Here is a 22016-nt window from a genome sequence, read left to right as displayed (position 1 = left end):
CGCATCTCGGGACTAGCTGCTTTTAATTGACTTGCTATTAACCGCTATTCGGAACGGGCTTGTTCGGGAACGCGAACTACAGAAGCGCCATGATGATGCAATTGTCCGGCCAAAACTTTGATCTGCGACAATGATCCGCGCTGGAATGCGCCTGGGACGGCGGCTTTCGGGCTCCAATGAGCGACGCGTGAGGCGCTGAAAAGCGCGTGATATCCAGTAGCAGCGTGCAACAATTTGCTGGATGCGTCAATAGAGAATACGAAGGTAAACGGGCGTTCCGATAATGCGGACCGGCTTGGATGTACGGCTTGGCGCGGTGGATTTGTTGCGCCTCGGCTTATCGATGTCAATGCATCAGGTTGATGCGATTAGCTGATGTCGATCCATAAATTTTGCTGTGAATTTTATTTGTGCCGGGGTCTGCGTCTCATTCGTGTGGTTTCACATTTTGCGCAAACGGCGGTGGCTTCATGCGAAGAGTCGCACGAGCGCATCACGTGCATTGCCGACCAGTTCGCTTTCGCCCGGACGCCGCGGCAACAGATGAAACTCGATGGCGGGCAGCGGCGGCAAGCCGATGTTCGCGGCGCACGCGACCACGCCGCCGCCGAGCGACGACTCGTTCAGACAGGAAATCCCCAGCCCCGCCTTCAAGGCGAGCTGCAGCCCCGCGACGCCCGACGCCGAATGCGACACCACGTACGCTACCTTGTGTTCGTCGAGCAGCTTGACGACGAAGCGCTGCAGCTGACAGGTCGTCGGCAGCAGCACTAGTTGATACGGTGTGGCGTGGCGGGTGGGGGCATCGGCGCAGCTGGCCCATAGCAGCTTTTCGCGCCGCACGACGATGCTCGCGGCACCGGCACCGCGTGCGCGCGGCTGGCCGATGACGAGCCGCGCCGACAAACCGATGTCGAACGACGCGTGATCGTCCGCGCCGCTGTCGATCACCGCGCTCGGCAGCACCGTCACGTGCAGCTTCAGCCGCGGATGCTGTTCCGAAAACGTCTTGAGGATGCGTGCGATGTCGTGCGGGCGGTAGTAATCGGTGATTGCGATGCGCAGCTCGCCGTCGAGCGAGCGGCCTTGCAGGTCGTCGAAGGCCGCTTCGCTCATCGCGATGATGCGGCGCGCATGCTCGAGCAGACGCCCGCCAGCGGGCGTCGGGTTCACACCTTGGCGGCCGCGCACGAGGAGCGGCTGGCCGGCGCGCTCCTCGAGCTTTTTCAGCTGCTCGCTTACCGACGACTGTGACAGGAACACGCGCTCGGCGCCCGCCGACACTCCGCCCGATTCGGCGACGGCGACGAAGGTCCGCAACTGTGCAAGGTCGAAACCACGCTGGCTCATGATTCGGTTTTTCCGATGGCAGTAATCTGAATTTCCGGCTTTTCCGATGGAATGCCCAGCCGTAGCATACCCCCGAATACATGCGGAGGGTGTGATGGAACACAGATCTATGACAGCGTCGCGCGGCACCGGCGAGCGCGGCGCGCGGCATCGCTGGAAGGTGCTGGGCGTGGGCTTTGCCGCGAATGCGAGCTTTTCGGCGGCATTTTCGGGAATTCCGACGACGGCAGTGTTCCTGCGCTCGGACTACCACCTCGGCAACCACGGGCTCGGCCTCGTGCTCGGCATGCTCGGGCTCGGCATTGCGGTCAGCGAGTTGCCGTGGGGACTGCTGACCGACCGTTGGGGCGATCGTCGCGTGCTGCTGCTCGGCTTGCTGTCGACCGCGGCCGCGCTCGCCGGTCTCGCGCTGTTCGTGTCGCCGGGCGACGCGCGGGTGCCCGGCATCGTTCCGCTCGCGCTCGGGCTGCTGCTGGTCGGATTGCTGGGCGGCAGCGTCAACGGATCGAGCGGCCGAGCCGTGATGGCGTGGTTTCGCGAAGGCGAGCGCGGTCTCGCGATGAGCATCCGGCAAACCGCCGTGCCGGCGGGCGGTGGACTCGGCGCATTGGTGCTGCCGGTGCTCGCCTCGCACTTCGGTTTTGCGAGCGCTTATGCGGTGCTGGCGTTGGCATGCGCGCTCACCGCGTGGTTCGCGTGGCGCTGGCTTCACGAGCCCGCGCAGGTGATTGCGACGGCCGGCGCAGCGGCGGCCAGCGGGCGGGGCGCAGACGCTTCGAACGTCGGCGCGCCGCTGCTGATGCGTTCGCCATTGCGCGACATTGCAATCTGGCGCGTCGCGCTCGGCGCGGGCGCGCTGTGCGTGCCGCAGATTGCCGTGATCACGTTCGGCACGGTGTTCCTGCACGACTTCGGGCGTGCCGGCGTGTTCGCGATCAGCGTGACGATGGCCGCGGTGCAGACCGGCGCCGCGGTCGCGCGGGTCTGGAGCGGCGCGTGGACCGACCGGCGCGGCAACCGTCGTGCGTATATGCGGGCATGCAGTCTGTTGACCGCCGTGCTGTTCGTGCTGCTCGCGCTCGCGACCGGGCTCGTCGGCATGCATCGCGCCGGGACGGTCGCGCTGTTCGCGCTGATGATCGTGTTCGGCGGAGTTAGCGCGTCGGCGTGGCACGGCGTCGCGTTCACCGAACTCGCGTCGCTCGCCGGTACGCGCCGCGCGGGCACCGCGCTCGCGATGGGCAACACCTGCGTGTTCCTCACGCTGTTCGTGACGCCGCTCGCGATTCCGGCGCTGCTGTCCATCGGAGCATGGCCGCTGGTGTGGACCGTGGCGAGCGCGTGTGCGTTGCTCGCGTTGCCAGTGTTTCCGCGCGCCGCGTCGACGCGTGCGATGCGCGCGACGAGCGCTTGTGATGCGGCGTGAGAGATGATGTGAACAGCGCCCGCTTTGCGTTTCGGAATTGGTTTTGATTCGATTCGAATAACGCTGCGCATATTGCTCGGTAGAACTATAAATTATCCCAATCAGTCAACCGGATTAGGAACGCTCCGATTGTCGTGAATTTGCGAGGGTGATGAGATGGCTTTTCCGGCACGTCGCTTGATTGACGCGGCGAAGGTCGACGCCTGCCGCCTGCACAGCCACCCCCACACGCATTCCGACCATTCCGATAACGAGCGAGACTAATCGTGACAAATCTTCGAATCATTCTGGCGGACGATCATCCGTTCGTCCTGCTTGGCCTGAAATGGACGCTGGAGGCGCACGAAGGTCTGACTGTCGTCGGTCAGGCGCAGACGCCCACCGCGTTGATCGCGTTGCTGCAACACACACCGTGCGACGTGCTCGTCGTCGATCTTTCCATGCCGGAGCCCGCCGGCGAGATTGGCGACGGACTCGGCCTGATCCAGCGCATTCGTGGCGAGTGGCCGTCATTGCGCGTCGTCGTCGTGACCGGGCAGACGAATGCGGCGATGTTGCGCGTCGTCGCCGCCGATGCCGCAGTCAGCGTGGTCGGCAAAGCCGATTCGCTCGAGGAACTGCCGCGAGCCGTCTGCGACAGTGTGCGCGGCGCGCGCTACCTGGGCCGCTCGGTGGTCGAAACGCTCGAGCGTTCGCAGCCGGACAACGGTCGGTTCGTGTCGGCACTGCTGTTGTCGAAGCGGCAGACCGACATCGTGCGCAGACTCGTGAGCGGCGAGTCCATCGTGCAGATCGCGGCGGCGCTCGGCTGCCATCGCCGCACGGTGAGTCGGCAAAAGCGTGAAGCGATGGCGCGATTGGGCGTGACCGACGACCCCGAGCTCTTTTCCTGTGTGCGCGCCTGCGGCTCGCTCCTCCTCGAACCAGAAAACTAAGCATCGGGCACGCCGTCGTTCGGTCCATTTCAGAGCGCTCTGATGTTTGTCGCAAAAGAAATGCTCGACCATTGCGTGAGCGCCGGTCACACATAACAGGGTGTCGAGAAATGAAAGTATCGAGGAGCGCCAGAAGATGAACCTCATGGCTGCATCAGGCACGCCTGTTCGAACGATCATTGCGGACGATCATCCGCTGGTTCTGCTGGCTATAGAAAATCTGATTGGCAACTATCCCAACCTGAAGGTGGTTGGCCGTGCGGCGGATGTCGCCGAACTGTTGATCGAAGTCGATCGCTGTCCTTGCGATCTCGTGCTGATGGATCTTTGCATGCCAGGAGGGAACAACGAAAACCGGTTCGACATCGTCAGGCAGTTGAAGGCGCGCTATCCCAACGTGGCGCTCGTCATCCTGACAATGGAAACGGAAGCGGCGACGCTGCGCAAGGTGATGTCGCTGGGCGTGGATGGGCTGCTGAGCAAACGTGATCGTATCGATCTGATCCATGTGGCGCTGGTCATGGCGCTGGCGCGCGAGTGTTATGTCGGTCCGGCGGTGCGCGCCATGCTGGCCGACGTAACGCTGACGCAACGTCTCGACTTCGTGCGCGCCACCCTGTCTCGCCGCGAGTTCGAGGTATTTACGCAGTACGCGTCAGGGCTCTGCGTCACGGAAATCGCCCTGCGGTTGGGACGTAGTGTGAAGACGATCAGCGCGCAGAAGTGCATGGCCATGCGCAAGCTATCGCTGAATAGCGACGCCGAACTGTTTCGCTTCGCAGTCGAGTACGGAGTAGTGCCAGACCGGCTTGGTCAGGTCCGCTAACCGGGCGGCAACCTGCCGCGCATGGGCGCGGCGAATAGATCGGCATAACCGGGGAGACACTTTTGGTGCGGTATGCCGATCGACACCATAAGAAAGTCACGGAACAGAATGACAAACAAGATTCACGTCGTCGTGGCGGACGATCACGACTCCATTCGCGCGGGCGTCCGATCGCTGCTGCGCGACAAGCCGAATATCGAGATTGTTGGCGAAGCTGCCGACACCCGTGGTCTCGCGAAGCTGCTCGAAGCCTGCGCGTGCGACGTCGTCGTGTCGGACATCGGCATGCCGGGACTCGACGGAGATACCAGCGCGGTGCCGCTATTGCGTCGGCTGCTTCGGCGCACGCCGCATCCCCACGTGGTCGTGCTGACCATGATTGGGCGCGCGCATGTATTGGCCGGCTTGCGCAATATCGGCGTGACTGGAATCGTCGACAAGCGCGACGCCGTGGACGCATTGATCGACGCGATCGAAGCCGTTGCCGCCGGAGGCACCCATCTATCGGAACAGGTTCGTGCCGCACTGGCGGCCGCGGAGCCTACTTCGCCCCGGCGCGGCGGTGCGATGAGCGCACGCGAGTGGGAGGTGTTTCAACTTTATGTGCGAGGCCTCGCGGTGCACGAAATCGCCACGCGTCTGCGACGTAGCGACAAAACCATCAGCACGCAAAAACGCAGCGCGATGCGCAAGCTCGGACTGGAAACAGAAGCTGACCTGATCAACTACGCCACTCAGATTGGGCTGATATGAGGCGGCGGGATGGTCACATTTTCTTGCTTGCGACGGCTTTGATGTAGTCCTTATCAGACTTATCTGATTGGCATGGCTTGCGGGGGCCCCCAATAATCCTGGCCGCCGCCGGTCATTGCGCGCCTTGCGCCGCAACTGCCGCTATGGCTAGTTCGTGATCCGATTAGCAATGGATCAAGGGAATCCGGTGCAGACATCTTCGCGCGATCGCTCGGAGTCTGTGCCTCGTACTTGACGGATGGGGTAGAGATGGTTGCGCTAGGCAAGCGATTGTGGAGCGAGGGAGTGGGTACGGCCTGGCTCGTGTTCGTCGGCTGCGGCAGTACGGTGTTGGACACCACGGGCATATCGCAGGCTAGTGGCGCGCTGCAGATGTCGTTGGCGTTCGGGCTTGCACTCGCTACTGGCAGCTATGCGTTCGGCAAGATCTCCGGCGCGCATTTCAATCCTGCCGTCACCATCGGTCTGACCGTCGCGCAGCGCTTTCCGGTGCGTGATCTGTTGCCCTATATCGCTGCGCAAATCGGCGGCGCGATAGTCGCCGCGGCGCTTCTCGCCTACCTCGCTAGTGGGCGGCCAGGTTTCGAACTCGCCGCGAGTGAATTCGCGGCGAACGGTTTCGGCGCTCATTCGCCCGCTGACTATCCATTGCATTCGGCGCTCGTCGTGGAAGTCGTGCTGTCGTTCGTGTTTGTCGGGACCTGCCTGCTGGCCGTCGTTCGAAAAGAGTTGGCAACGGTTGCGCCGTTCATCACCGGCGCATGTCTGATGCTCGTCTACCTGGTGTCCATTCCGGTTACCAACGGAGCGGTCAATCCCGCCCGTTCGACAGCGCAGGCAGTGTTCGTCGGCAACTGGGCGCTGGACCAGTTGTGGCTGTTCTGGGCCGCGCCGTTGGCCGGCGCAATCGCGGCTGGCGTGCTGTTTTCGTTTCTGGACGGTCGAGTTGATTCGTCCGCGGTGTCATTGGACGGACAGGGTGACGTTTCGTGAGCGGGGGACGCTACTCACCACTTCCGATCGATGCGAGTTCTCAAGGCGAGGTGACGCTGAGGTTGGGGCTGCGGCGTTTGTTGCGGTGTCTGTGGCAGCGCTCGCCGCGCCACTCAATGATGCGTTGGCTGGCGTTATGTCTGCTGGCGGCTTCGCATGCGGTCTGCATGGCCGCGCCTGCCGGCGCTGCGTCAGAGTCACCCGTCATCTCCACAGTGGGAGCCGATGCTTCCGCTTCGTCACCCATTGCATTTCCTTCCAGACTGACCGTGGGCATACTCGAAGGTGGCTGGCCGCCGTTCGACATCCCGCGGGGTGGCCAGCTCGCCGGCGTCAGCGGCGACCTGTTGCGCGCGCTCGTGGGGCCGAACGTCGTCATCGAGACGAAGAGCTTTCCCGACATGGCCAAACTGGTCGCCGCGGCTTGCGCCGGCGAGGTCGACCTGCTGACGAGCATAGCGCGCACGCCGCAGCGCGAGCGCTGCCTCGGCTTTACGGCTCCCTACTTCCACTCGTTCGCGTCGGCCGTCGTGCGTCGCGACGATGCCCGGCATATGAAACCCACCGACCTCGCCGGCGCGCGTATTGCGATCGAGCGCGGTTTTGCGCGTGAGCGTTTGTTGCGCGCCGGTTTTCCTCGCGCGAAGATCGTCTCGTTCTCGAGCACGCACGAAGCACTGAACGCGGTACTGCATGGCGATGCCGACGCCTATTTCGGCTTCACGCCGGTCGTGCAATACGAACTGGCGACCGACGCGTATCGCAATCTGCGCGTAGCGTTCGAGCAAGGCGGCAAAGCGCTCGACCTGCGCTTTGCGGTATCGCCCCGCCAGCTTGCCTTGCGCGATCAACTGAACCGCGCGCTCGTGTCGATGAATCCCGCCGAGGCTGCCGCGATACGCGCGCTTTGGCTGTCCGGCAACTTCAACGCGGCGCCCGCGACGGGTGCAGCGCGCTTCGCGCTAACGCCGGAAGAAGAGAACTGGCTGCGTTCGCTGCCGCCGCTGCAGATCGGCTTCGACGACGACTGGGCCCCGTTCAGCTATGTTGACGCCGCCGGTCGCCCCGTCGGTCTGACCGCCGATTACCTCGCCTACCTGAGCAGCACGCTCGGTGTCGTGTTCAACCGCGCGCGCACGGCCGACTGGGCCGCCACCATCGACGCGTTCCAGCGCGGCGAGCTCGCGATGCTGTCCTCTACATCGAGTCGCGGGGCGCTTCTCGTGGGCGCCGACCATAGCCGCGTATACGAGAGCGATCCGCTGGTGATCGTCGGACGCAGCGGCGTGCCCACTCCATGCTGGTTCGACGACATCACGTCGTGCCGCGTCGTAATGTCGCCGCACGTAGCCGGTTCGGTGCCGCTCGCGTTGGGGGCGGTGCCGGTCGATCACATCGTCGTCGCGGCGAGCCTGGGCGAGGCGATGCGCATGGTCGCGAGCGGCGAGGCCGACGTACTGGTCGGCAACGCTGCCGCGATCAACGTGCAAATCCGGCAGCATTACACAGGCGCACTCAGGGTGCTCGACTCGCTCGGTGAATCCGACTCGTTATATTTTGCTGTACGCGAGGATCTGAGCCCGCTCGTCAAGCTGATCGATCGCGCGTTGCAGGCGATGCCGGCAGCCGAAAAGCAACGCATCCGGCGCAAGTGGGTGAGCCCCGCCGCGCCGGACAACGCGATGTGGAGCGTGACCGCGGTGCGGTTGCTGCCGGTGCTGATCGGCATCGGCGTCGTGCTGCTGGTCACGTTGCGCGCGTATGTGCTGCTGCAACGCGAAGTCCGCCTGCGCAAGCAGACCGAGCGCGAACTCGCGCTGCAATTGAACTTCCAGGAAACGATGATGAAGACAGTGCCGTATCCGCTCATCGCGAAAGGCCTGGACGGACGATACATCGCGATCAACGAGGCTTATGAGAAAGCGTGTGGGCGGGAGCGGAAGGACGTGCTCGGGCGTACGACGGCCGAGGTCGGCACATGGGGCGACGCTAACAGCCGCGTGCTCGACGACATGACGCGCGAGCTCCTGCGCGGCGGCGGCATCGCTAAAGTCGAACTGCAGTTCGAGGACGGTGCTGGCGAGGCGCGGCATGGGATTTTCTGGACGAGCGTCTGTGAAGGCGACGATGGGCAGCCGGCGTACGTGCTCGGCACGATGGTCGATATCACGGACATCCGGCGCGCCGAAATGCGCGCGCGCGAAACCGAACGGCGCCTGTTCGACGTCACGCACTCGTTGCCGGCCGTCGTGTTCCAGATGCGGCGCTCGCCGGCCGGTGCCTATTCCTTCCCGTACATCGGCGGTGACGCGCGACATCTGCTCGGCGACAGCGATTCGCAGGGCGGGGCGCGAGTCGACTTCCAGCGCATATCGGAGCTGGATCGGCCGCTCGTTCTCGCCGAGCTCGAGCGTTCTGCGATCTGTACCTCTCCGGTGCATATGGAGTTCCGCGTCGAAAGCGCCGGTCAACTCAAGTGGGTGCGGGCCGAGCTGGTGCCGCGGCGCGATGCCGATGGCGGTGTCCTGTGGAGCGGCTATTGGGTCGACGCGAGCGTCGAGCGCGCGCGTTCGGAGGAACTCGCCCGAGCTCGCGATCTGGCCGAGGCGGCCTCGCGCGCGAAGGACAACTTCTTCGCGATGATGAGCCACGAAATCCGCACGCCGATGAACGGCGTGCTCGGTCTCGTCGAAGTGCTCGAACGCACGCCGCTCAGTACCGACCAGAGCGAAATGCTCGGCATGATCCACGAGTCGGCGGGCGCGCTGCTGCAGATTCTCGATGATTTGCTCGACTATTCGAAGATCGAGGCGGGTCGGCTTACGCTCGAAGCCGAGCCGATCGATCTCCGCGAGCTCGTCGATAACGCGGTGGGCCTGCTCGCCGGGCGCGCTCACGAAAAAGGGCTGAAAGTGCGCGTCGACATCGCGAGCGACGCCGCTGCGACGCTCCGTGGCGACAGCGTGCGTCTGCGCCAGATCCTGTTCAACCTGCTCGGCAATGCAATCAAGTTCACGCCGAAGGGCGGGGTGGGTGTCAGCGTAGCGGTCGTCGAAGATTGCGCGGATTCGCAGACGTTGGAGCTGACCGTTCGGGACACCGGCATCGGCATCGCACCCGATGTGCAGGCGGGGCTATTCGAGCCATTCGTGCAGGCTGAGTCGTCCACCACGCGGCGCTTCGGCGGCACGGGCCTGGGGCTGACGATCTGCCGCAAGCTGATCGACCTGATGAACGGCACGCTCACGCTGCACAGCGAACCCGGCCACGGCACGAGCATGATCGTGCGGCTGACGATGCCGATCGTCGAACAGTGCTATCCGATCAACGGTCTGCGCGGCAAACTCGGCGTAGTGGTCACGCGAGATCGACGCATCGGCCGGGCCCTCGCACACTTCGGCAAGGCGCTCGGGCTCGAACTGCGCAGCCTCTCGGCCGATGCGGCGACGCTGGGCAAAAGCGACGTGCTGAGCCGCGCGGATCTGCTGTTCGTCGCCGAGGACGTCACGTTGCCGGCACATATCGGCAGGAATGCGCGCATCGTCACGCTGACCGAAAAACCGAAGCCGACCGGTTACCGCATCCTCGACGATAAGGTGCGCGTCAGCACCAATCCGATTTCGTGGCGCGGCCTCGGCGCCGCGTGTGCGGCCGCGACGACGGGGCTGCCGTCGATGGTCCCGATGGCGTCGCGCGTGGTGGGCGCGCCGTTCACGACCGACGGCATCGCGCCGCCGCCTGATCGCGAACGCGCGCTCGCGAACGGGCGGCTGATTCTTGTCGCGGAAGATCATCCAGTCAATCAGGAGTTGATCCGTCATCAGCTCGCCTTGCTGGGGTTCGCGTGCGACGTCACCAACGACGGCGCCGAAGCGCTCGCCGCGCTGGAATGCACGAGCTATGGCTGCCTGATCACGGACTGCCACATGCCGAACCTGTCCGGCTATGAACTGACCCGTCGCATCCGCGAAGCGGAGGCACTGCACGACGGCGCGCAGCGTCTGCCGATACTCGGCATCACGGCCAATACCGCGCCCGATGACCTGAGTCTGTGCCGCGAAGCCGGCATGGACGACAGTCTGATCAAGCCGACCCGGCTCGCCACGCTGCGCGACCACCTGAGCCGCTGGTTTGGCACTGACGCCGAGTGGCCCCCCGCGCCGGCGGAAACTTCCGATCGCGTCTCGACTGCGTCGGCCGGCGAGCGGCAGGCCACACAACCTGTCGGTGCTGAACCGTTCGTGCCCGTCGACCTCGCACGCATGACGCAGTTATGGGGAAGCGAGTCGACGGTCAAGGCGTTGCTAGATTCATTCGTCTCGTCGATGCGCGACGACATCAACGCGCTGGCGACGTTACTCGAACGCGCGGACATGGAGAGGGTGCACGAGTGGCTGCACCGGGTGATGGGGGCGGCGAGCGTGTTGCAGTATCCGCCGCTCGTACAGGCGCTCGAAGCCTATCGCCGCGTCATTGCCGCGAAGTCGCCGCAGCAGGTGCGTGACGAGGGGTATGCGCTAATTCGGCAATGCGAGGCGATGCTCGATGGGATCGAACAGCAGGCCGGATTGCTCGCGTAGCGAGCGGCGCGCCGTAACTTCGCGCAAACACCCAAGCGATTCAAACGGCGGCAACCCAAATCAGGACGAAAAAAACGCGGCCGAAGCCGCGTTAAAGGTTTGGAGACGTCCTTCGATGAAGGAGTCACTTCTCGCGAGTCGAAGCATACCAGGATTGACATCATTTATTTATTACGAAACGCGCAATTATATTTTCGATTAAATCGACTAAAGCCATTTCGCACTACGTCTTTGCAGGCCATCATTCCAGTCGACTCCATATGATTTGCACTAGTATGTGGAAACTCCGCACGGCCGACACGGCGCCGCGGCGGCGCGTCAATGTCCGGAGAAGACCATGATTTCGCAGCGAAAATTTAATCTGGCCGTAGTGTTGTGGGCGCTTGCATCGAGCGCTGCATTTGCGGATACGGTTGCGCTGAAGGCGAATCTCCAGCCGTCGAGCGAAGTGCCGCCGCGCGTAAGTCACGGGCATGGCATGCTGAATGCGACCTTCGACACGTCCACCCAATCGCTGCAGTGGACTGTTACTTACGAGGGCTTGAGCGGTCCGGTCACCGCCGCGCATTTCCACGGTCCCGCGCCGGTCGGCCAGAATGCGAAGGTCCAGGTGCCGATCGAGAAGAATGGGCTCGCGAGTCCGATCAAAGGCACGGCGAAGCTGACCGAGCAGCAGGTCACGGATCTGATGGCGGGGCAGTGGTACTTCAATGTACATACCGCGCAGAATCCGACGGGCGAAATTCGCGGGCAGGTGTTGCCGGCGAACTAGGCGGACTCGCGGCGGCTGGGCGCGCGTGCCGCGGCCACGATCACAGTCACGCGCCTGGAACCCGCCAAAGCACGGTCCCCTGCCAACCCACGTACCCTGACGGGACTTCAACGAAGGAGCATGTCCCGATGAGCTGGCAAAGCGCGCTCGCGTGCTGGTATTTGCGCAGGCAGTTCCGGCCCGAAACCCTCAAACCGTTTATCAACGTCGAACGGGCGCGCGCGCTGACCTCGAAGCGCGTGTGGTCGCCACGCGTGCCGCGCGGCTGGCATCTGCGCGAAACGTATCGCGCAGGCGACGCGCCGCTCGTCGGCGAATGGCTGGAGCGCGTGGACGGCGGCACGGCCGGCGGCGCGGAGCCCACGGTGCTGTATTGCCACGGCGGCGGCTACTACTTCTGCTCGCCGCGCACGCACCGGTCGCTAACGTTCGCTCTCGCGACCCGCGCGGATGCGCGACTCTTCTCCCTCGACTACCGTCTCGCGCCCGAGCATCGCTTTCCGGCCGCGCTCGACGACGCCATCGCCGCCTATCGCCAGTTGCTCGCGATGGGCATCGCACCCAGCTCGATCGTGATCGCCGGCGACTCGGCCGGCGGCGGTCTCGCGCTCGCCACGCTGGTCGCGCTGCGCGACGGGGGCGCGCCGATGCCTGCGGGCGGCCTGCTGTTCTCGCCGTGGACCGATCTGGCGACCACCGGCGCGAGCCTGCGCACCAACGACAGCGTCGATCCGATGTTCTGCGGCGCCTCGATCGAGCGCGCGGCCAAGGTCTATCTGGGCGACGCGTCGCCCACCCATCCGTACGCGTCGCCGGTCTATGCGGACCAGCACGGTCTGCCGCCGCTGTTCCTGCAGGCGGGCAGCACCGAGGTGCTGCTCGACGACACGCGCCGCGTCGCCGACAACGCGCACGCGGCAGGAGTCGATTGCGAATGCGAGGTGTGGAAAAACCTGCCGCACGTGTGGCCGATGTTCGCGCCGTTCATGCCGGAGGCGAACCGAGCGCTCGATCGCGCGGCCGCCTTCGTGCGACGCACGACGAGCCGCGCCGCTAACAGGGCTCAGGCGTCGAGCGTGATGTCGAGCGTCCGATAGACGGCTTCGATCGTTTGCTGGCCATATTGCCGCTCGAGCCGCCGCACGGTGAAGTGCCCGTGCGCGACCTGCTGGAAATGATCGATAAACACGGTATTGACCATCGCGCCGAGCACCGCGCCGATCGCCGGAATCGATTTGGCCGCGATCTGCTCGCTGACCTGCACCGAAAAGCGCGCGGCGATCGCGTTGATGAGCCGCAACAGAGCCGCCGAGCCGTGGGCCGTGAAGCCCTTGCTGGCCACCTCGGACGACGCCTTCGACACCGCCTGCGCGAGTGCGCCGCGCATGAAGAAGTAGCCGAGGTCGGCGTCGTCGTCCTCGCTCGAGGTGCCGCCCATGCCGAGCACGGTCAGGCATTGCAGCTGCGTGTCGACCGAGGTCAGGTCCTCGCCCTCGCTGCGCGCGATGTCGCAGATCGAGCGAAACATCAGCGTGGTCGTGACGGGCAGCTCGACCGGCAGCGCGAGCAAGCCAAACGCGCCGCCGGCCGCACCGGTCGTCGCGACCGCGAACTTGTGCAGCAGGTTGTTCGGCTTGTCGGGTGCGAGCAGCCTGGCGTCGTCGCGCCGGCCGAGCGTGCGCAGCGCGATCGACAGACATTTGCGCAACGCGGCCTGCGTCGCATCGGACACTTTTTCGTTGGCGAACGCCGGAATGCGCGACAGCAGCTTTTCGATCGGCGCGCCGACGACGCTTGCGAGTTTCATTGCGAGCGCGGGGCTTTCGAGCTGATGTTTGGCGCGCCGCAGCGCGGCGAGGTCCTGCTCCGATAAGGATGGTGCTGCGAGCGAACTCGGCTGCATGAGCCTCCCTGGCATGTCATGGCGTGGGTACTCCAAGTGAGTCTACCGCGTTGCAAGACGTGTTCCGTCCCGCGTGGAGCGTTGCAGCGTGGTATGATTTGCAATCCTTTGACACGTCAACTTTTGCTGCATCAAAAATGGCTGTCCATACCGCCGCCCACCATTCGAGTGGGCAAGTTTTACCATTCCGCGAATCCCTGCTGGCCATGCTCGGCATCTCCTTCGTCACGATGCTGGTCGCGCTCGACCAGACCGTGGTCGGCACCGCGCTGCCCACCATCGTGTCCGAGCTCCGGGGCTTCGAGCTGTATGCGTGGGTCGCCACCTCGTATCTGCTGAGCTCGGTGATCACCGTGCCAATCTTCGGCCGGCTCGGCGATTACTACGGGCGCAAGCCGTTCGTGATCGCATCGATCGTCGTGTTTACCGGCGCCTCGGTGCTGTGCGGCGCGGCCAACGACATGCTGTTTCTCGTCCTCGCGCGCGGCTTGCAGGGCATTGGCGGCGGCATGCTGGTCGGCACCGCGTTCGCGTGCATTCCCGATCTGTTCCCCGATTCCGTCGTGCGGTTGCGTTGGCAGGTGCTGATGAGCTCGGCGTTCGGCATTGCCAATGCAGTCGGGCCGTCGCTCGGCGGTTTTCTGACGCAGTACTACGGCTGGCGTTCGGTGTTCTACGTGAATCTGCCGGTCGGGCTGCTGTCGCTGTTTTTCGTCTGGCGTTTCCTGCCGCATCTGCGGCACGTCGAGCATGAAGGCAAGATGCGGCTCGACTGGCCCGGCGCGCTGTTGATCGCGATCGCGCTCGGCTCGCTGCAACTGTTCGTCGAGTTGTTGCCGAAGCATGGCATCACGCTGAGCGCGTTCGCGCTGCTCGGGCTGAGCGTCGTGTCGGCCATCGCGCTGTGGAAATGGGAAAAGCGTTGCCCCACCGCGATTCTGCCGGTCGACATGTTCCGCAACCGTAGTCTTGCCGCGCTGTTCACGCTGGCCGTGCTCGGCGGCTTCACGATGTTCTCGCTGCTGTTTTACGCACCGCTGCTGTTCCAGGGCGGCTTCGGCATGTCACCGAAAGAGGCGGGCCTAGTGATCACGCCGCTCGTCGTGTTCATCACGATCGGCAGCATCACGAACGGGCGCGTCGTGTCGCGGATCAAGAATCCGAACCTGATGCTGTACATCGGCTTTGCGATGGTCGCGCTGTCATGCCTTGGCATCGTCGTCGCGACCCGTTCGATGCAGCAATGGGTACTGATGTCGTTCATGGTCGTCGGCGGCCTCGGGCTCGGTTTCGTGATGCCGAACCTGACGATCTTCGCGCAGCAGACCGCGGGCCGCGAACACCTCGGCATCGCGACCGCGCTGCTGCAGTCGCTGCGGATGATCGGCGGCATGATCGGCACCGCGCTGACCGGCACGCTCGTGACTCATATGTACACGAGCGGCGTGCGCAGTGCGCTCGACGGCGCGGGCGCGTCGCACTGGTTCGGCGATCTGGGCGATCCCCAGATCCTGATCAACCGCGATGCGCAGACTACGCTCGTCAACCAGCTGACGCACGCGGGCCACGACGGCGCGATGCTGCTCGAAAGCGCGCGCGAGTCGCTGGTCGGCGCGATTCATCTGGGTCTCGCGATGGCCGCGCTGATAGCCGTCGTGTCGGTGTGGCAAAGCCGCCGCGTGCCGCCGGTCAAGCTGCAGCGCAAGCTCGAGCCGGTGATTCACGCAGACTGATTTTTTGACTTGGTGTTGGACAGGCAGATTATGGAAGAACAGGACCGCGTCGCCGTCATGCAGCAATTTGGCCGCACGTATCGGGCATTCATGTCGGCATTCGAGACCCAGGTGGGTCATCCGCTGCCACGCTGGCGCATTCTGCTCGCGCTGCACGAGCAGGCCGGCGAGTCGTCGCAGAAGCGGCTCGTCGAGCGGCTACGCGTCGATCCGGGCGCGCTGACGCGGCAGTTGAAGGCGCTCGAAAGCCTGGGCTGGATCGCCCGCAGCATGGATGCGCGCGATAACCGCGTGACCAACGTGCGCCTGACTGAAGCAGGTCGCGACGCGACCGAAGCGAGCCTGCCGCGTCGCCAGGCGTTCTTGCACGACACGATGGCAGGGTTGCCGGATGAGGCGCTCGCGGCGTTGTCGAGCGCGCTGAAAATGCTGGAGACGCGCATCGGCGAAGTGGCGGCCAATGCGGGCGCAGCGGCCGGCGCCGCTGGAGCAGCCCAGGAAACCGCCGGCGACGAGGCGGCCCAACGCGTGTGATCTTTTCTCCGCTTGCGACGACAAAAAGGCTGTGCGCCCTTGGGCTCACAGCCTTTTTTCTATCGTCGGAAAGCCTGCGCTTCAGCGCGGCGCAATCCACTCCAATCCAATCAGAAAAACGTCTCGATCACTTCCTTCACGCGATACTGCGGATCGAGGACCAGCACCTGCTTCCACTTGTCGAACGTCAGGCACGGATGCGAGATGTCGAACGCGATCATGTCACCCACTTTCAGATCGGCGCCGGCGGGGATGCGCAGATACGCGTGCTGATCCATCAGACCGAAGATTTCCCAGCCTTCGCTCGCGGCGATGTCGCGCGGCGCCTCGTTGCCCGGACGATAGTGGCGCGCCGGCTCCGGCATGCCCGCGTCGAACGCGGAGTCGCGTTTGCCGAGGCCGATGATCGCGCGATCCGGCTCGGGAATCGACTGCACGTACGCCCACAATTGCAGCGCCGGCAGCAAGCCTTCGCCCATTTTCTTCGCGACCGGATTGCGCTTGAAGATGTCGGTCTGCGCCTTGCGATAGATGCCCACGTCATGCGTCAGGTAGCAGCCGGGCCGCAGCACGACCTCGACCTTGCCGGTTTGCGTCGCCTGCGCGAATTCTTCCGCGACCACGTCGTACCACGCCGATCCTGCGCCGGATAACACCGCCGGCGAACGCGCGAAACGTCCTTGCTCGACTAGCTCGCGCGTAACTGCAACCGCACCTTGCAGGAACGCGCGCACGTCGGCTTCTTCCTTCAGCACGCCTTCGTACAGTTCGACGCCCGCGAGCTTCAGCACGTCCGGATAGCGCGCGATCGCGTCCAGCACCGCGTTGCGCTGCGCTTCATCGCGCACGCCGGTGCGCCCGCCCGGCACGCCGAGTTCGAGCAGTACCTGCAGCGGCTTCTTCACCGACGTGAAGAATTCGCCGAGTTGCTCGACCCCTTCGGCCGAATCGACGAGGCAGAAGAATTCGAAATCCGGATCGCTGAGCAATTCGGCGATCATCACCATGTTGTGGCGGCCGACCAGCTGATTCGCCATCAGGACGCGCGACACGCCGCCGTGATACGCCGCGCGCACCTGATGGGCGGTGGCTAGCGTGATACCCCACGCGCCGGTTTCGAGCTGACGGCGAAACAGCTGCGGCGCCATCGTGGTCTTACCGTGCGGCGCGAGCTTGACGCCGTATTCGGCGACGAACGCCTGCATCCACTTCAGGTTGTGCTCGACGCGATCCTCGTACAGCACGGCGGCCGGCAGGCTCACGTCCTCGGCGAGCAGGTTCCACTCGAGGCGCGCGGCGTCCTTCAGCTGGACGCTCGTGCCCGGAACCATGCCCAAGCCCTTGCTATAAGGATCAATCGTCGCGCCCTGATAGTTTGTAACTTTCATGTCTCCGTGCTCCATCGTCCGGTTAAATTCAATCAGATTTGACTTTACCATGTTACCGAAAGTACGATGTCCGGAGAAATGTTATTTAGTACCACGGGTTTCGAAGGCCGCCGCAAAGGGCCGCGAAAGCCGTGCCGCGAAGCCGCCCGCCATGAACAGTAGCGCCGAACCGCTCGCTTTCGACATCGTCGCGCGCATCGCCGAATGTGCGCCGGAACTGCGCTCGGCCGAACGCAAGGTCGCCGCGCTGATCCTCGACGATCTGACCGGCGCGTCGCGCGCGAGCATCGGCGCGCTCGCGCAGCAGGCCGAGGTCAGCATCGCGACCGTCACGCGCTTCGCGAAGGCGGTTGGCTGCCGCGACGTGCGCGAGCTGAAGCTGCGGCTCGCGCAGGCGGCCGCGGTCGGTCAGCGTTTTCTCGAGCGCGACGCAACAAGTGACGCACCCGAGCCGATCGCCACGCGCGTCTTCGACGAACTGCAAACCGCGCTCGCGCACAATCATCAACTGCTGCGCCAGGCGCCGCTCGCCGAAGCGGCGGCCGCGCTGCGCAATGCGCGCATGATTTACGTGTTCGGCATGGGCGGCGGCTCGACCGCGCTCGCCGACGAAATGCGTTTCAGGCTCGTGCGCCTCGGCCGCCCGGTCGCGACCTATCAGGACGGACTGTTGCAGCGCATGGTGGCGAGCACGGTGTCGCGCGACTGCGTGGTGATCGCGCTGTCCACCACGGGTCGCGTGCCCGAGATGGTCGAGAACTGCAAGATCGCGCGCAGCTACGGCGCGACCGTGGTCGCGGTGACCGCGCCCACGTCGCCACTGGCGAAGCTCGCCGACTGGCTGATCCCGATCGTCGCGTTCGAAACCGATTTCATTTACAAGCCGTCGTCTTCCCGTTACGCGATGATGATGGCGCTCGATGTGCTCGTCACCGAACTTGCCGTCAGCCAGGGCGACGAGAGCCGCGAATTGCTGCGCCGCATGAAGCACGCGCTCGATGCGCACCGCGGCGGCGGCGATCGACAACCGTTAGGAGATTGATCCATGCATTCGCATCCCGAAGCCGCCGACACGCTGATCGTCGGCGCGCAACTGTATGACGGCACGGGCGCCCCGCCTGTAGAGCGCGATGTGGCGATCCGCGACGGGCGCATCGCCGCGATCGGCAATCTGTCGAACTGGCTCGCCGAAGAGGTGATCGAGGCCGAGGGGCGCGCGCTCGCGCCGGGCTTCATCGACGTGCACACGCACGACGACACGCACGTGATCCGCTCGCCGCAGATGCTGCCGAAGATCACCCAGGGCGTGACGACGGTGATCGTCGGCAATTGCGGCATCAGCGCGTCGCCGGTGTCGCTGAAGGGCGATCCGCCCGATCCGATGAACCTGCTCGGCGAGCGCGATGCGTTCCAGTACCCGACCTTCGCCGACTACGTGAGCGCGGTGAACGCCGCGCGGCCGGCGGTGAACGTCGGCGCGCTGATCGGCCACACGGCGTTGCGCAATAACCAGATGGACCGGCTCGATCGCGCGGCGACTGCCGAGGAAATCGAGCGCATGTGCGCGCAGCTCGAGGAAGCGCTCGCGCACGGCGCACTGGGCTTGAGCTCGGGGCTCGCGTACGGTTCGGCGTTCGCCGCGCCGACCGAGGAAGTGATGGCGCTCGCCGAGCCGCTCGCCGCCGCGGGCGCGCTCTATACGACCCACATGCGCACCGAGTTCGACGCGATTCTCGACGCGATGGACGAGGCTTACCGCGTCGGCCGGCATGCGCGCGTGCCGGTCGTGATCTCGCATCTGAAGTGCGCGGGGCCGTCGAACTGGGGGCGCAGCGTCGAAGTGCTGAAGTCGCTCGAAGGCGCGCGCGGCGGGCAGCCGGTCGGTTGCGACTGCTATCCGTACAACCGCAGTTCGTCGACGCTCGATCTGAAGCAGGTGACGGGCGACATCGACATCACGATCACGTGGTCCGAGCCGCATCCGGAGATGGCGGGCAAGCTGATCAAGGAGGTCGCCGCCGAATGGGGTGTCTCGCAGCAGGAAGCGGGCAAGCGCCTGCAGCCGGCAGGCGCGGTCTATCACAACATGTCCGAAGACGACGTGCGGCGCATCCTGTCGCATCCGGCGACGATGGTCGGCTCGGACGGCTTGCCGAACGATCCGCTGCCGCATCCGCGGCTGTGGGGCGCGTTTCCGCGCGTGCTCGGCCACTATGCGCGTGATGCCGCGCTGCTGCCGCTCGAAGAGGCGGTGCGCAAAATGACGAGCCTGTCCGCGCGCCGCTTCGGTCTCGCGCAGCGCGGCGAAGTGCACATCGGCTATCACGCCGACCTCGTGCTGTTCGATCCGTCGAAAGTGCTCGACCTGGCGACTTTCGACAAGCCGCAGCAGCCCGCTGCCGGCATCGACGCGGTGTGGGTCAACGGCGTGCTGTCGTATCGCGACGGCGCGGTGACGGGCGAGAGGGCTGGCCGGTTCGTCACGCGCGGCGCACCGTCGAAGGGCGATGCGCAGGGCGCGTTCTGATTTTTATCGATTGATGGCGGCACGCGCGGCGAGGGCGCCGCGCACGTGCCCGACTTTTTAAGGAGTGTGACGATGAAGCGATATGGCGTGGAAGGCGGAAAGGGAACGGGCGGTCAGGTGATGCCGTTCGCGCGCGCGGTCGAAGCGGACGGCTGGCTGTTCGTGTCGGGCCAGACGCCGATGGAAAACGGCGAAGTGGTCAACGGCGGCATCGTCGAGCAATCGCACAAGGCGATCCAGAACGTGTTCGCGATCCTGAAGGAAGCGGGCTATGGCGCCGAGCACGTCGTGCGTTGCGGCGTGTGGCTCGATGATCCGCGCGACTTCGCGTCGTTCAATAAGGTGTTTCGCGAGTATTTTGGCGAGAATCCGCCGGCGCGCGCGTGCGTGGTGTCGTCGATGGTGATCGACTGCAAGGTCGAGGTGGATTGCGTCGCTTACAAGAAGCCGGCGGCCTGAGCGCTTTGACGGCTTCGATGTGACGAGGGCGCCGCAGGCTGTGATGGCCTGCGGCGCCCTCGTTGCGTTTGCCGCCGTGCATGCTCGTGTGCTTGCCCGCGTTGTCGTTACTGCCGCGCGAGCCGCATGTTGTCCGGCATCGGCAGGTTGTAGTTGGTGCGGAACGGGTTGATGTCGAGCCCGCCGCGGCGCGTGTAGCGCGCATAGACCGCGAGCTTCAGCGGTTTGCACATCTTCATGATGTCGACGAAGATCCGCTCGACGCATTGCTCGTGAAAGCCGGTGTGATTGCGGTACGAGATGATGTAGCGCAGCAGGCCCGCGTGATCGATTTGTGGCCCGGCATAGTGGATCTGCACGCTGCCCCAGTCCGGCTGTCCGGTCACCGGGCAGTTCGACTTCAGCAGGTTCGAGAACAGCGTTTCCTCGACCGGCGCTTCGTTGTGCGCCGCGCTCAAAAGCGACGCGTCCGGCTGATAGATGCTCGCCTCGAGTTCGAGCCGATCGAGCGACAGGCCGTCGAATTCTTCCATTTTCAGCTTGCCGAATTCGTGCGGCGTGTGCAGATGCACCGACACCGTCGCGCCGCACGACGCGGACACGTCGCGCCTGATCGTGTCGCGCACGCTCTCGGCCGATTCGAAGGCGGTCTGCGCGAACGAGCCGAGATACAGCTTGAACGACTTGGATTCGACGATGTTCGGCGAATCGGCCGGTACGAAGAACGTCGCGACCGCGATTTGCGGTTTGCCGCGTGTATTCAGCCACGACAGCTCGTAGGCGTTCCAGATGTCGGTGCCGAAAAACGGCAGTCGCGCGGTAATGCCGATCGCCTCGCGGGCATGGCTGCGCGCAATCGGAAACAGCAGCGTCGGATCGTATTGTTCGGCGTAAGTCGAGGACTTACCGAGCGGGGATTGTTCGGGTGTCATGATGCGTTCACGATGCCACTCAGCACGTGCCCAGTCGCCGTTACGACGCGGGCCGATTCGCAGTGGCCGATCTGGTCGTCGAAGAAAAAGTCGGGCTCGAACTCGCGCAGAAATGCGCTCTTGTCGAGGCCGCCGAGGAACATCGCTTCGTCGATTTCGATGTTCCACGCCATCAGGGTGCGGATCGCACGCTCATGCGCGGGGGCCGAGCGTGCTGTTACCAGTGCCGTGCGAATGCGCATCGGCGCGGCCGCGTCCGCCAGTTTTTGCAGCCGGTGCAGCGCTTCGAGCAGCGGCTTGAGCGGACCGTCCGCGAGCGGCAGATGCTTGTTGTCGATCTCGTGACCGACGAACGCGCGCAGGCCGTCTTTCTGGAAGATGCGTTCCGCTTCGTCGGAAAACAAGACCGCGTCGCCGTCGAACGCAATGCGGATTTCGTCCGGGTACTTGCTCGCCATTCTCGCCGATTCCGGCAACACGCGTGCGGCAGGGAAGCCAGCGGCGAGCGCATCGCGCACGTCCTGCTGATTCGCCGACAGAAACAGCGCCGCGTTCAGCGGCTTCAGATAACCGAACGGCGCGCGGCCGCGCGTGAACACCCCGCGCTCGATCGCGAGTCCGTGTTCGCGGCACGAATGAAACGCGCGCAGGCCGCTGATCGGATCGCTGCGCGACAGGATCACCACTTCGACGCGATGACCGACGGCGTTCAGCGCAAGCAATTTGCGGATCAGCGGAAACGCGACGCCCGGTTTCGCGGGCACGTTCAGGCGCTCGCGCTGCAACGCTTCGTAAGCCTTCAGGTCGCCGGCCTCGTAGACGCGGTTTTCTTCCTCGAAGTCGAACAGCGCGCGCGACGAGATTGCGACCACCAGTTTGTCGACAAGCGAAAGCGCCATCGGTGA

Annotated in this window: 18 protein-coding genes; 13 read left to right on the top strand and 5 right to left on the bottom strand. The window is 64.6% G+C overall.

The annotated features are described in order from the left end of the window. Positions 1-468: 468 nt before the first annotated feature. Entirely contained in the window at positions 469-1350 is an 882-nt protein-coding gene (locus G5S42_RS27315; protein ID WP_176109595.1) for a LysR family transcriptional regulator, read from the bottom strand. Positions 1351-1444: 94 nt separating this feature from the next. Here G5S42_RS27315 and G5S42_RS27310 point away from each other — a divergent pair, with 94 nt between their 5' ends. The 8 genes from G5S42_RS27310 to G5S42_RS27275 all read left to right on the top strand — a co-directional run bounded on the left by G5S42_RS27310 (position 1445) and on the right by G5S42_RS27275 (position 12732). Continuing rightward, the gene (locus G5S42_RS27310) at positions 1445-2776 is read left to right on the top strand and encodes an MFS transporter (protein WP_176109594.1); all 1332 of its coding nucleotides are present in this window, start codon (positions 1445-1447) and stop codon (positions 2774-2776) included. A 266-nt stretch (positions 2777-3042) separates the two neighbouring features. After that, on the top strand, positions 3043-3711 hold the full coding sequence (locus tag G5S42_RS27305) for a response regulator (RefSeq protein WP_176109593.1): 669 nt from the start codon (positions 3043-3045) through the stop codon (positions 3709-3711). 136 nt (positions 3712-3847) lie between these two features. Continuing rightward, a complete protein-coding gene (locus G5S42_RS27300; protein ID WP_176109592.1) occupies positions 3848-4537 on the top strand; it encodes a response regulator in 690 nt (229 codons plus the stop codon). A gap of 108 nt (positions 4538-4645) precedes the next feature. After that, positions 4646-5290, top strand: a complete 645-nt coding sequence (locus tag G5S42_RS27295; protein ID WP_176109591.1) for a response regulator — start codon at positions 4646-4648, stop codon at positions 5288-5290. A 249-nt stretch (positions 5291-5539) separates the two neighbouring features. Beyond that, positions 5540-6283: an aquaporin Z gene (gene aqpZ / locus G5S42_RS27290; RefSeq protein ID WP_176109590.1), complete on the top strand. Its 744-nt coding sequence runs from the start codon at positions 5540-5542 to the stop codon at positions 6281-6283. 167 nt (positions 6284-6450) lie between these two features. Continuing rightward, a complete protein-coding gene (locus tag G5S42_RS27285; protein WP_376776963.1) occupies positions 6451-10863 on the top strand; it encodes an ATP-binding protein in 4413 nt (1470 codons plus the stop codon). 337 nt (positions 10864-11200) lie between these two features. After that, positions 11201-11635: a CHRD domain-containing protein gene (locus G5S42_RS27280; RefSeq protein WP_176109589.1), complete on the top strand. Its 435-nt coding sequence runs from the start codon at positions 11201-11203 to the stop codon at positions 11633-11635. Between the two features lie 128 nt (positions 11636-11763). Continuing rightward, entirely contained in the window at positions 11764-12732 is a 969-nt protein-coding gene (locus G5S42_RS27275; RefSeq protein WP_176109588.1) for an alpha/beta hydrolase, read from the top strand. On the opposite strand, the gene G5S42_RS27270 is transcribed toward G5S42_RS27275, so the two are convergent. After that, the gene (locus G5S42_RS27270) at positions 12699-13538 is read right to left on the bottom strand and encodes an EcsC family protein (RefSeq protein WP_176109587.1); all 840 of its coding nucleotides are present in this window, start codon (positions 13536-13538) and stop codon (positions 12699-12701) included. The genes G5S42_RS27275 and G5S42_RS27270 overlap by 34 nt on opposite strands. 137 nt (positions 13539-13675) lie before the next feature. On the opposite strand from G5S42_RS27270, the gene G5S42_RS27265 reads away from it, so the two are divergent. Together G5S42_RS27265 and G5S42_RS27260 are read left to right on the top strand one after the other, a co-directional pair. Further along, entirely contained in the window at positions 13676-15271 is a 1596-nt protein-coding gene (locus tag G5S42_RS27265) for an MFS transporter (protein WP_176109586.1), read from the top strand. A 30-nt stretch (positions 15272-15301) separates the two neighbouring features. Further along, positions 15302-15805: a MarR family winged helix-turn-helix transcriptional regulator gene (locus G5S42_RS27260; protein WP_176109585.1), complete on the top strand. Its 504-nt coding sequence runs from the start codon at positions 15302-15304 to the stop codon at positions 15803-15805. Positions 15806-15915: 110 nt separating this feature from the next. Here G5S42_RS27260 and G5S42_RS27255 read toward each other — a convergent pair whose 3' ends face one another. Further along, the gene (locus G5S42_RS27255) at positions 15916-17193 is read right to left on the bottom strand and encodes an amino acid deaminase (protein WP_176109584.1); all 1278 of its coding nucleotides are present in this window, start codon (positions 17191-17193) and stop codon (positions 15916-15918) included. A gap of 151 nt (positions 17194-17344) precedes the next feature. Here G5S42_RS27255 and G5S42_RS27250 point away from each other — a divergent pair, with 151 nt between their 5' ends. From G5S42_RS27250 to G5S42_RS27240, 3 genes are all read left to right on the top strand, one after another. Continuing rightward, positions 17345-18235: a MurR/RpiR family transcriptional regulator gene (locus G5S42_RS27250; RefSeq protein WP_176110649.1), complete on the top strand. Its 891-nt coding sequence runs from the start codon at positions 17345-17347 to the stop codon at positions 18233-18235. 3 nt (positions 18236-18238) lie between these two features. Continuing rightward, positions 18239-19720 carry an N-acyl-D-amino-acid deacylase family protein gene (locus tag G5S42_RS27245; RefSeq protein WP_176109583.1) on the top strand — a complete coding sequence of 494 codons (1482 nt, stop codon included), beginning with the start codon at positions 18239-18241 and terminating at the stop codon, positions 19718-19720. A gap of 72 nt (positions 19721-19792) precedes the next feature. After that, on the top strand, positions 19793-20179 hold the full coding sequence (locus G5S42_RS27240) for a RidA family protein (protein WP_176109582.1): 387 nt from the start codon (positions 19793-19795) through the stop codon (positions 20177-20179). Between the two features lie 107 nt (positions 20180-20286). Here the strand turns inward: G5S42_RS27240 and queF are convergent, their stop codons facing one another. Both queF and G5S42_RS27230 read right to left on the bottom strand, forming a co-directional pair. Continuing rightward, positions 20287-21111, bottom strand: coding sequence for an NADPH-dependent 7-cyano-7-deazaguanine reductase QueF (gene queF, locus G5S42_RS27235; protein WP_176109581.1), 825 nt, complete (start codon positions 21109-21111; stop codon positions 20287-20289). Continuing rightward, on the bottom strand, positions 21108-22010 hold the full coding sequence (locus tag G5S42_RS27230; protein WP_176109580.1) for a 5'-nucleotidase: 903 nt from the start codon (positions 22008-22010) through the stop codon (positions 21108-21110). Before G5S42_RS27230 ends, queF begins: the two co-directional genes overlap by 4 nt. Positions 22011-22016 lie beyond the last annotated feature (6 nt).

It is taken from the genome of Paraburkholderia youngii (genome assembly GCF_013366925.1).
Lineage (GTDB): Bacteria > Pseudomonadota > Gammaproteobacteria > Burkholderiales > Burkholderiaceae > Paraburkholderia > Paraburkholderia youngii.
The sequence above is the reverse complement of the archived record's forward strand: the minus strand, read 5'-3'. Positions and strand labels throughout refer to the sequence as shown.

Coding starts and splice junctions, on each gene's coding strand:
- G5S42_RS27315 (WP_176109595.1), bottom strand. CDS start 1,350: ATGAGCCAGCGTGGTTTCGACCTTGCACAGTTGCGGACCTTCGTCGCC.
- G5S42_RS27310 (WP_176109594.1), top strand. CDS start 1,445: ATGGAACACAGATCTATGACAGCGTCGCGCGGCACCGGCGAGCGCGGC.
- G5S42_RS27300 (WP_176109592.1), top strand. CDS start 3,848: ATGAACCTCATGGCTGCATCAGGCACGCCTGTTCGAACGATCATTGCG.
- G5S42_RS27295 (WP_176109591.1), top strand. CDS start 4,646: ATGACAAACAAGATTCACGTCGTCGTGGCGGACGATCACGACTCCATT.
- aqpZ (WP_176109590.1), top strand. CDS start 5,540: ATGGTTGCGCTAGGCAAGCGATTGTGGAGCGAGGGAGTGGGTACGGCC.
- G5S42_RS27285 (WP_376776963.1), top strand. CDS start 6,451: ATGGCCGCGCCTGCCGGCGCTGCGTCAGAGTCACCCGTCATCTCCACA.
- G5S42_RS27280 (WP_176109589.1), top strand. CDS start 11,201: ATGATTTCGCAGCGAAAATTTAATCTGGCCGTAGTGTTGTGGGCGCTT.
- G5S42_RS27275 (WP_176109588.1), top strand. CDS start 11,764: ATGAGCTGGCAAAGCGCGCTCGCGTGCTGGTATTTGCGCAGGCAGTTC.
- G5S42_RS27270 (WP_176109587.1), bottom strand. CDS start 13,538: ATGCAGCCGAGTTCGCTCGCAGCACCATCCTTATCGGAGCAGGACCTC.
- G5S42_RS27265 (WP_176109586.1), top strand. CDS start 13,676: ATGGCTGTCCATACCGCCGCCCACCATTCGAGTGGGCAAGTTTTACCA.
- G5S42_RS27260 (WP_176109585.1), top strand. CDS start 15,302: ATGGAAGAACAGGACCGCGTCGCCGTCATGCAGCAATTTGGCCGCACG.
- G5S42_RS27255 (WP_176109584.1), bottom strand. CDS start 17,193: ATGAAAGTTACAAACTATCAGGGCGCGACGATTGATCCTTATAGCAAG.
- G5S42_RS27250 (WP_176110649.1), top strand. CDS start 17,345: ATGAACAGTAGCGCCGAACCGCTCGCTTTCGACATCGTCGCGCGCATC.
- G5S42_RS27245 (WP_176109583.1), top strand. CDS start 18,239: ATGCATTCGCATCCCGAAGCCGCCGACACGCTGATCGTCGGCGCGCAA.
- G5S42_RS27240 (WP_176109582.1), top strand. CDS start 19,793: ATGAAGCGATATGGCGTGGAAGGCGGAAAGGGAACGGGCGGTCAGGTG.
- queF (WP_176109581.1), bottom strand. CDS start 21,111: ATGACACCCGAACAATCCCCGCTCGGTAAGTCCTCGACTTACGCCGAA.
- G5S42_RS27230 (WP_176109580.1), bottom strand. CDS start 22,010: ATGGCGCTTTCGCTTGTCGACAAACTGGTGGTCGCAATCTCGTCGCGC.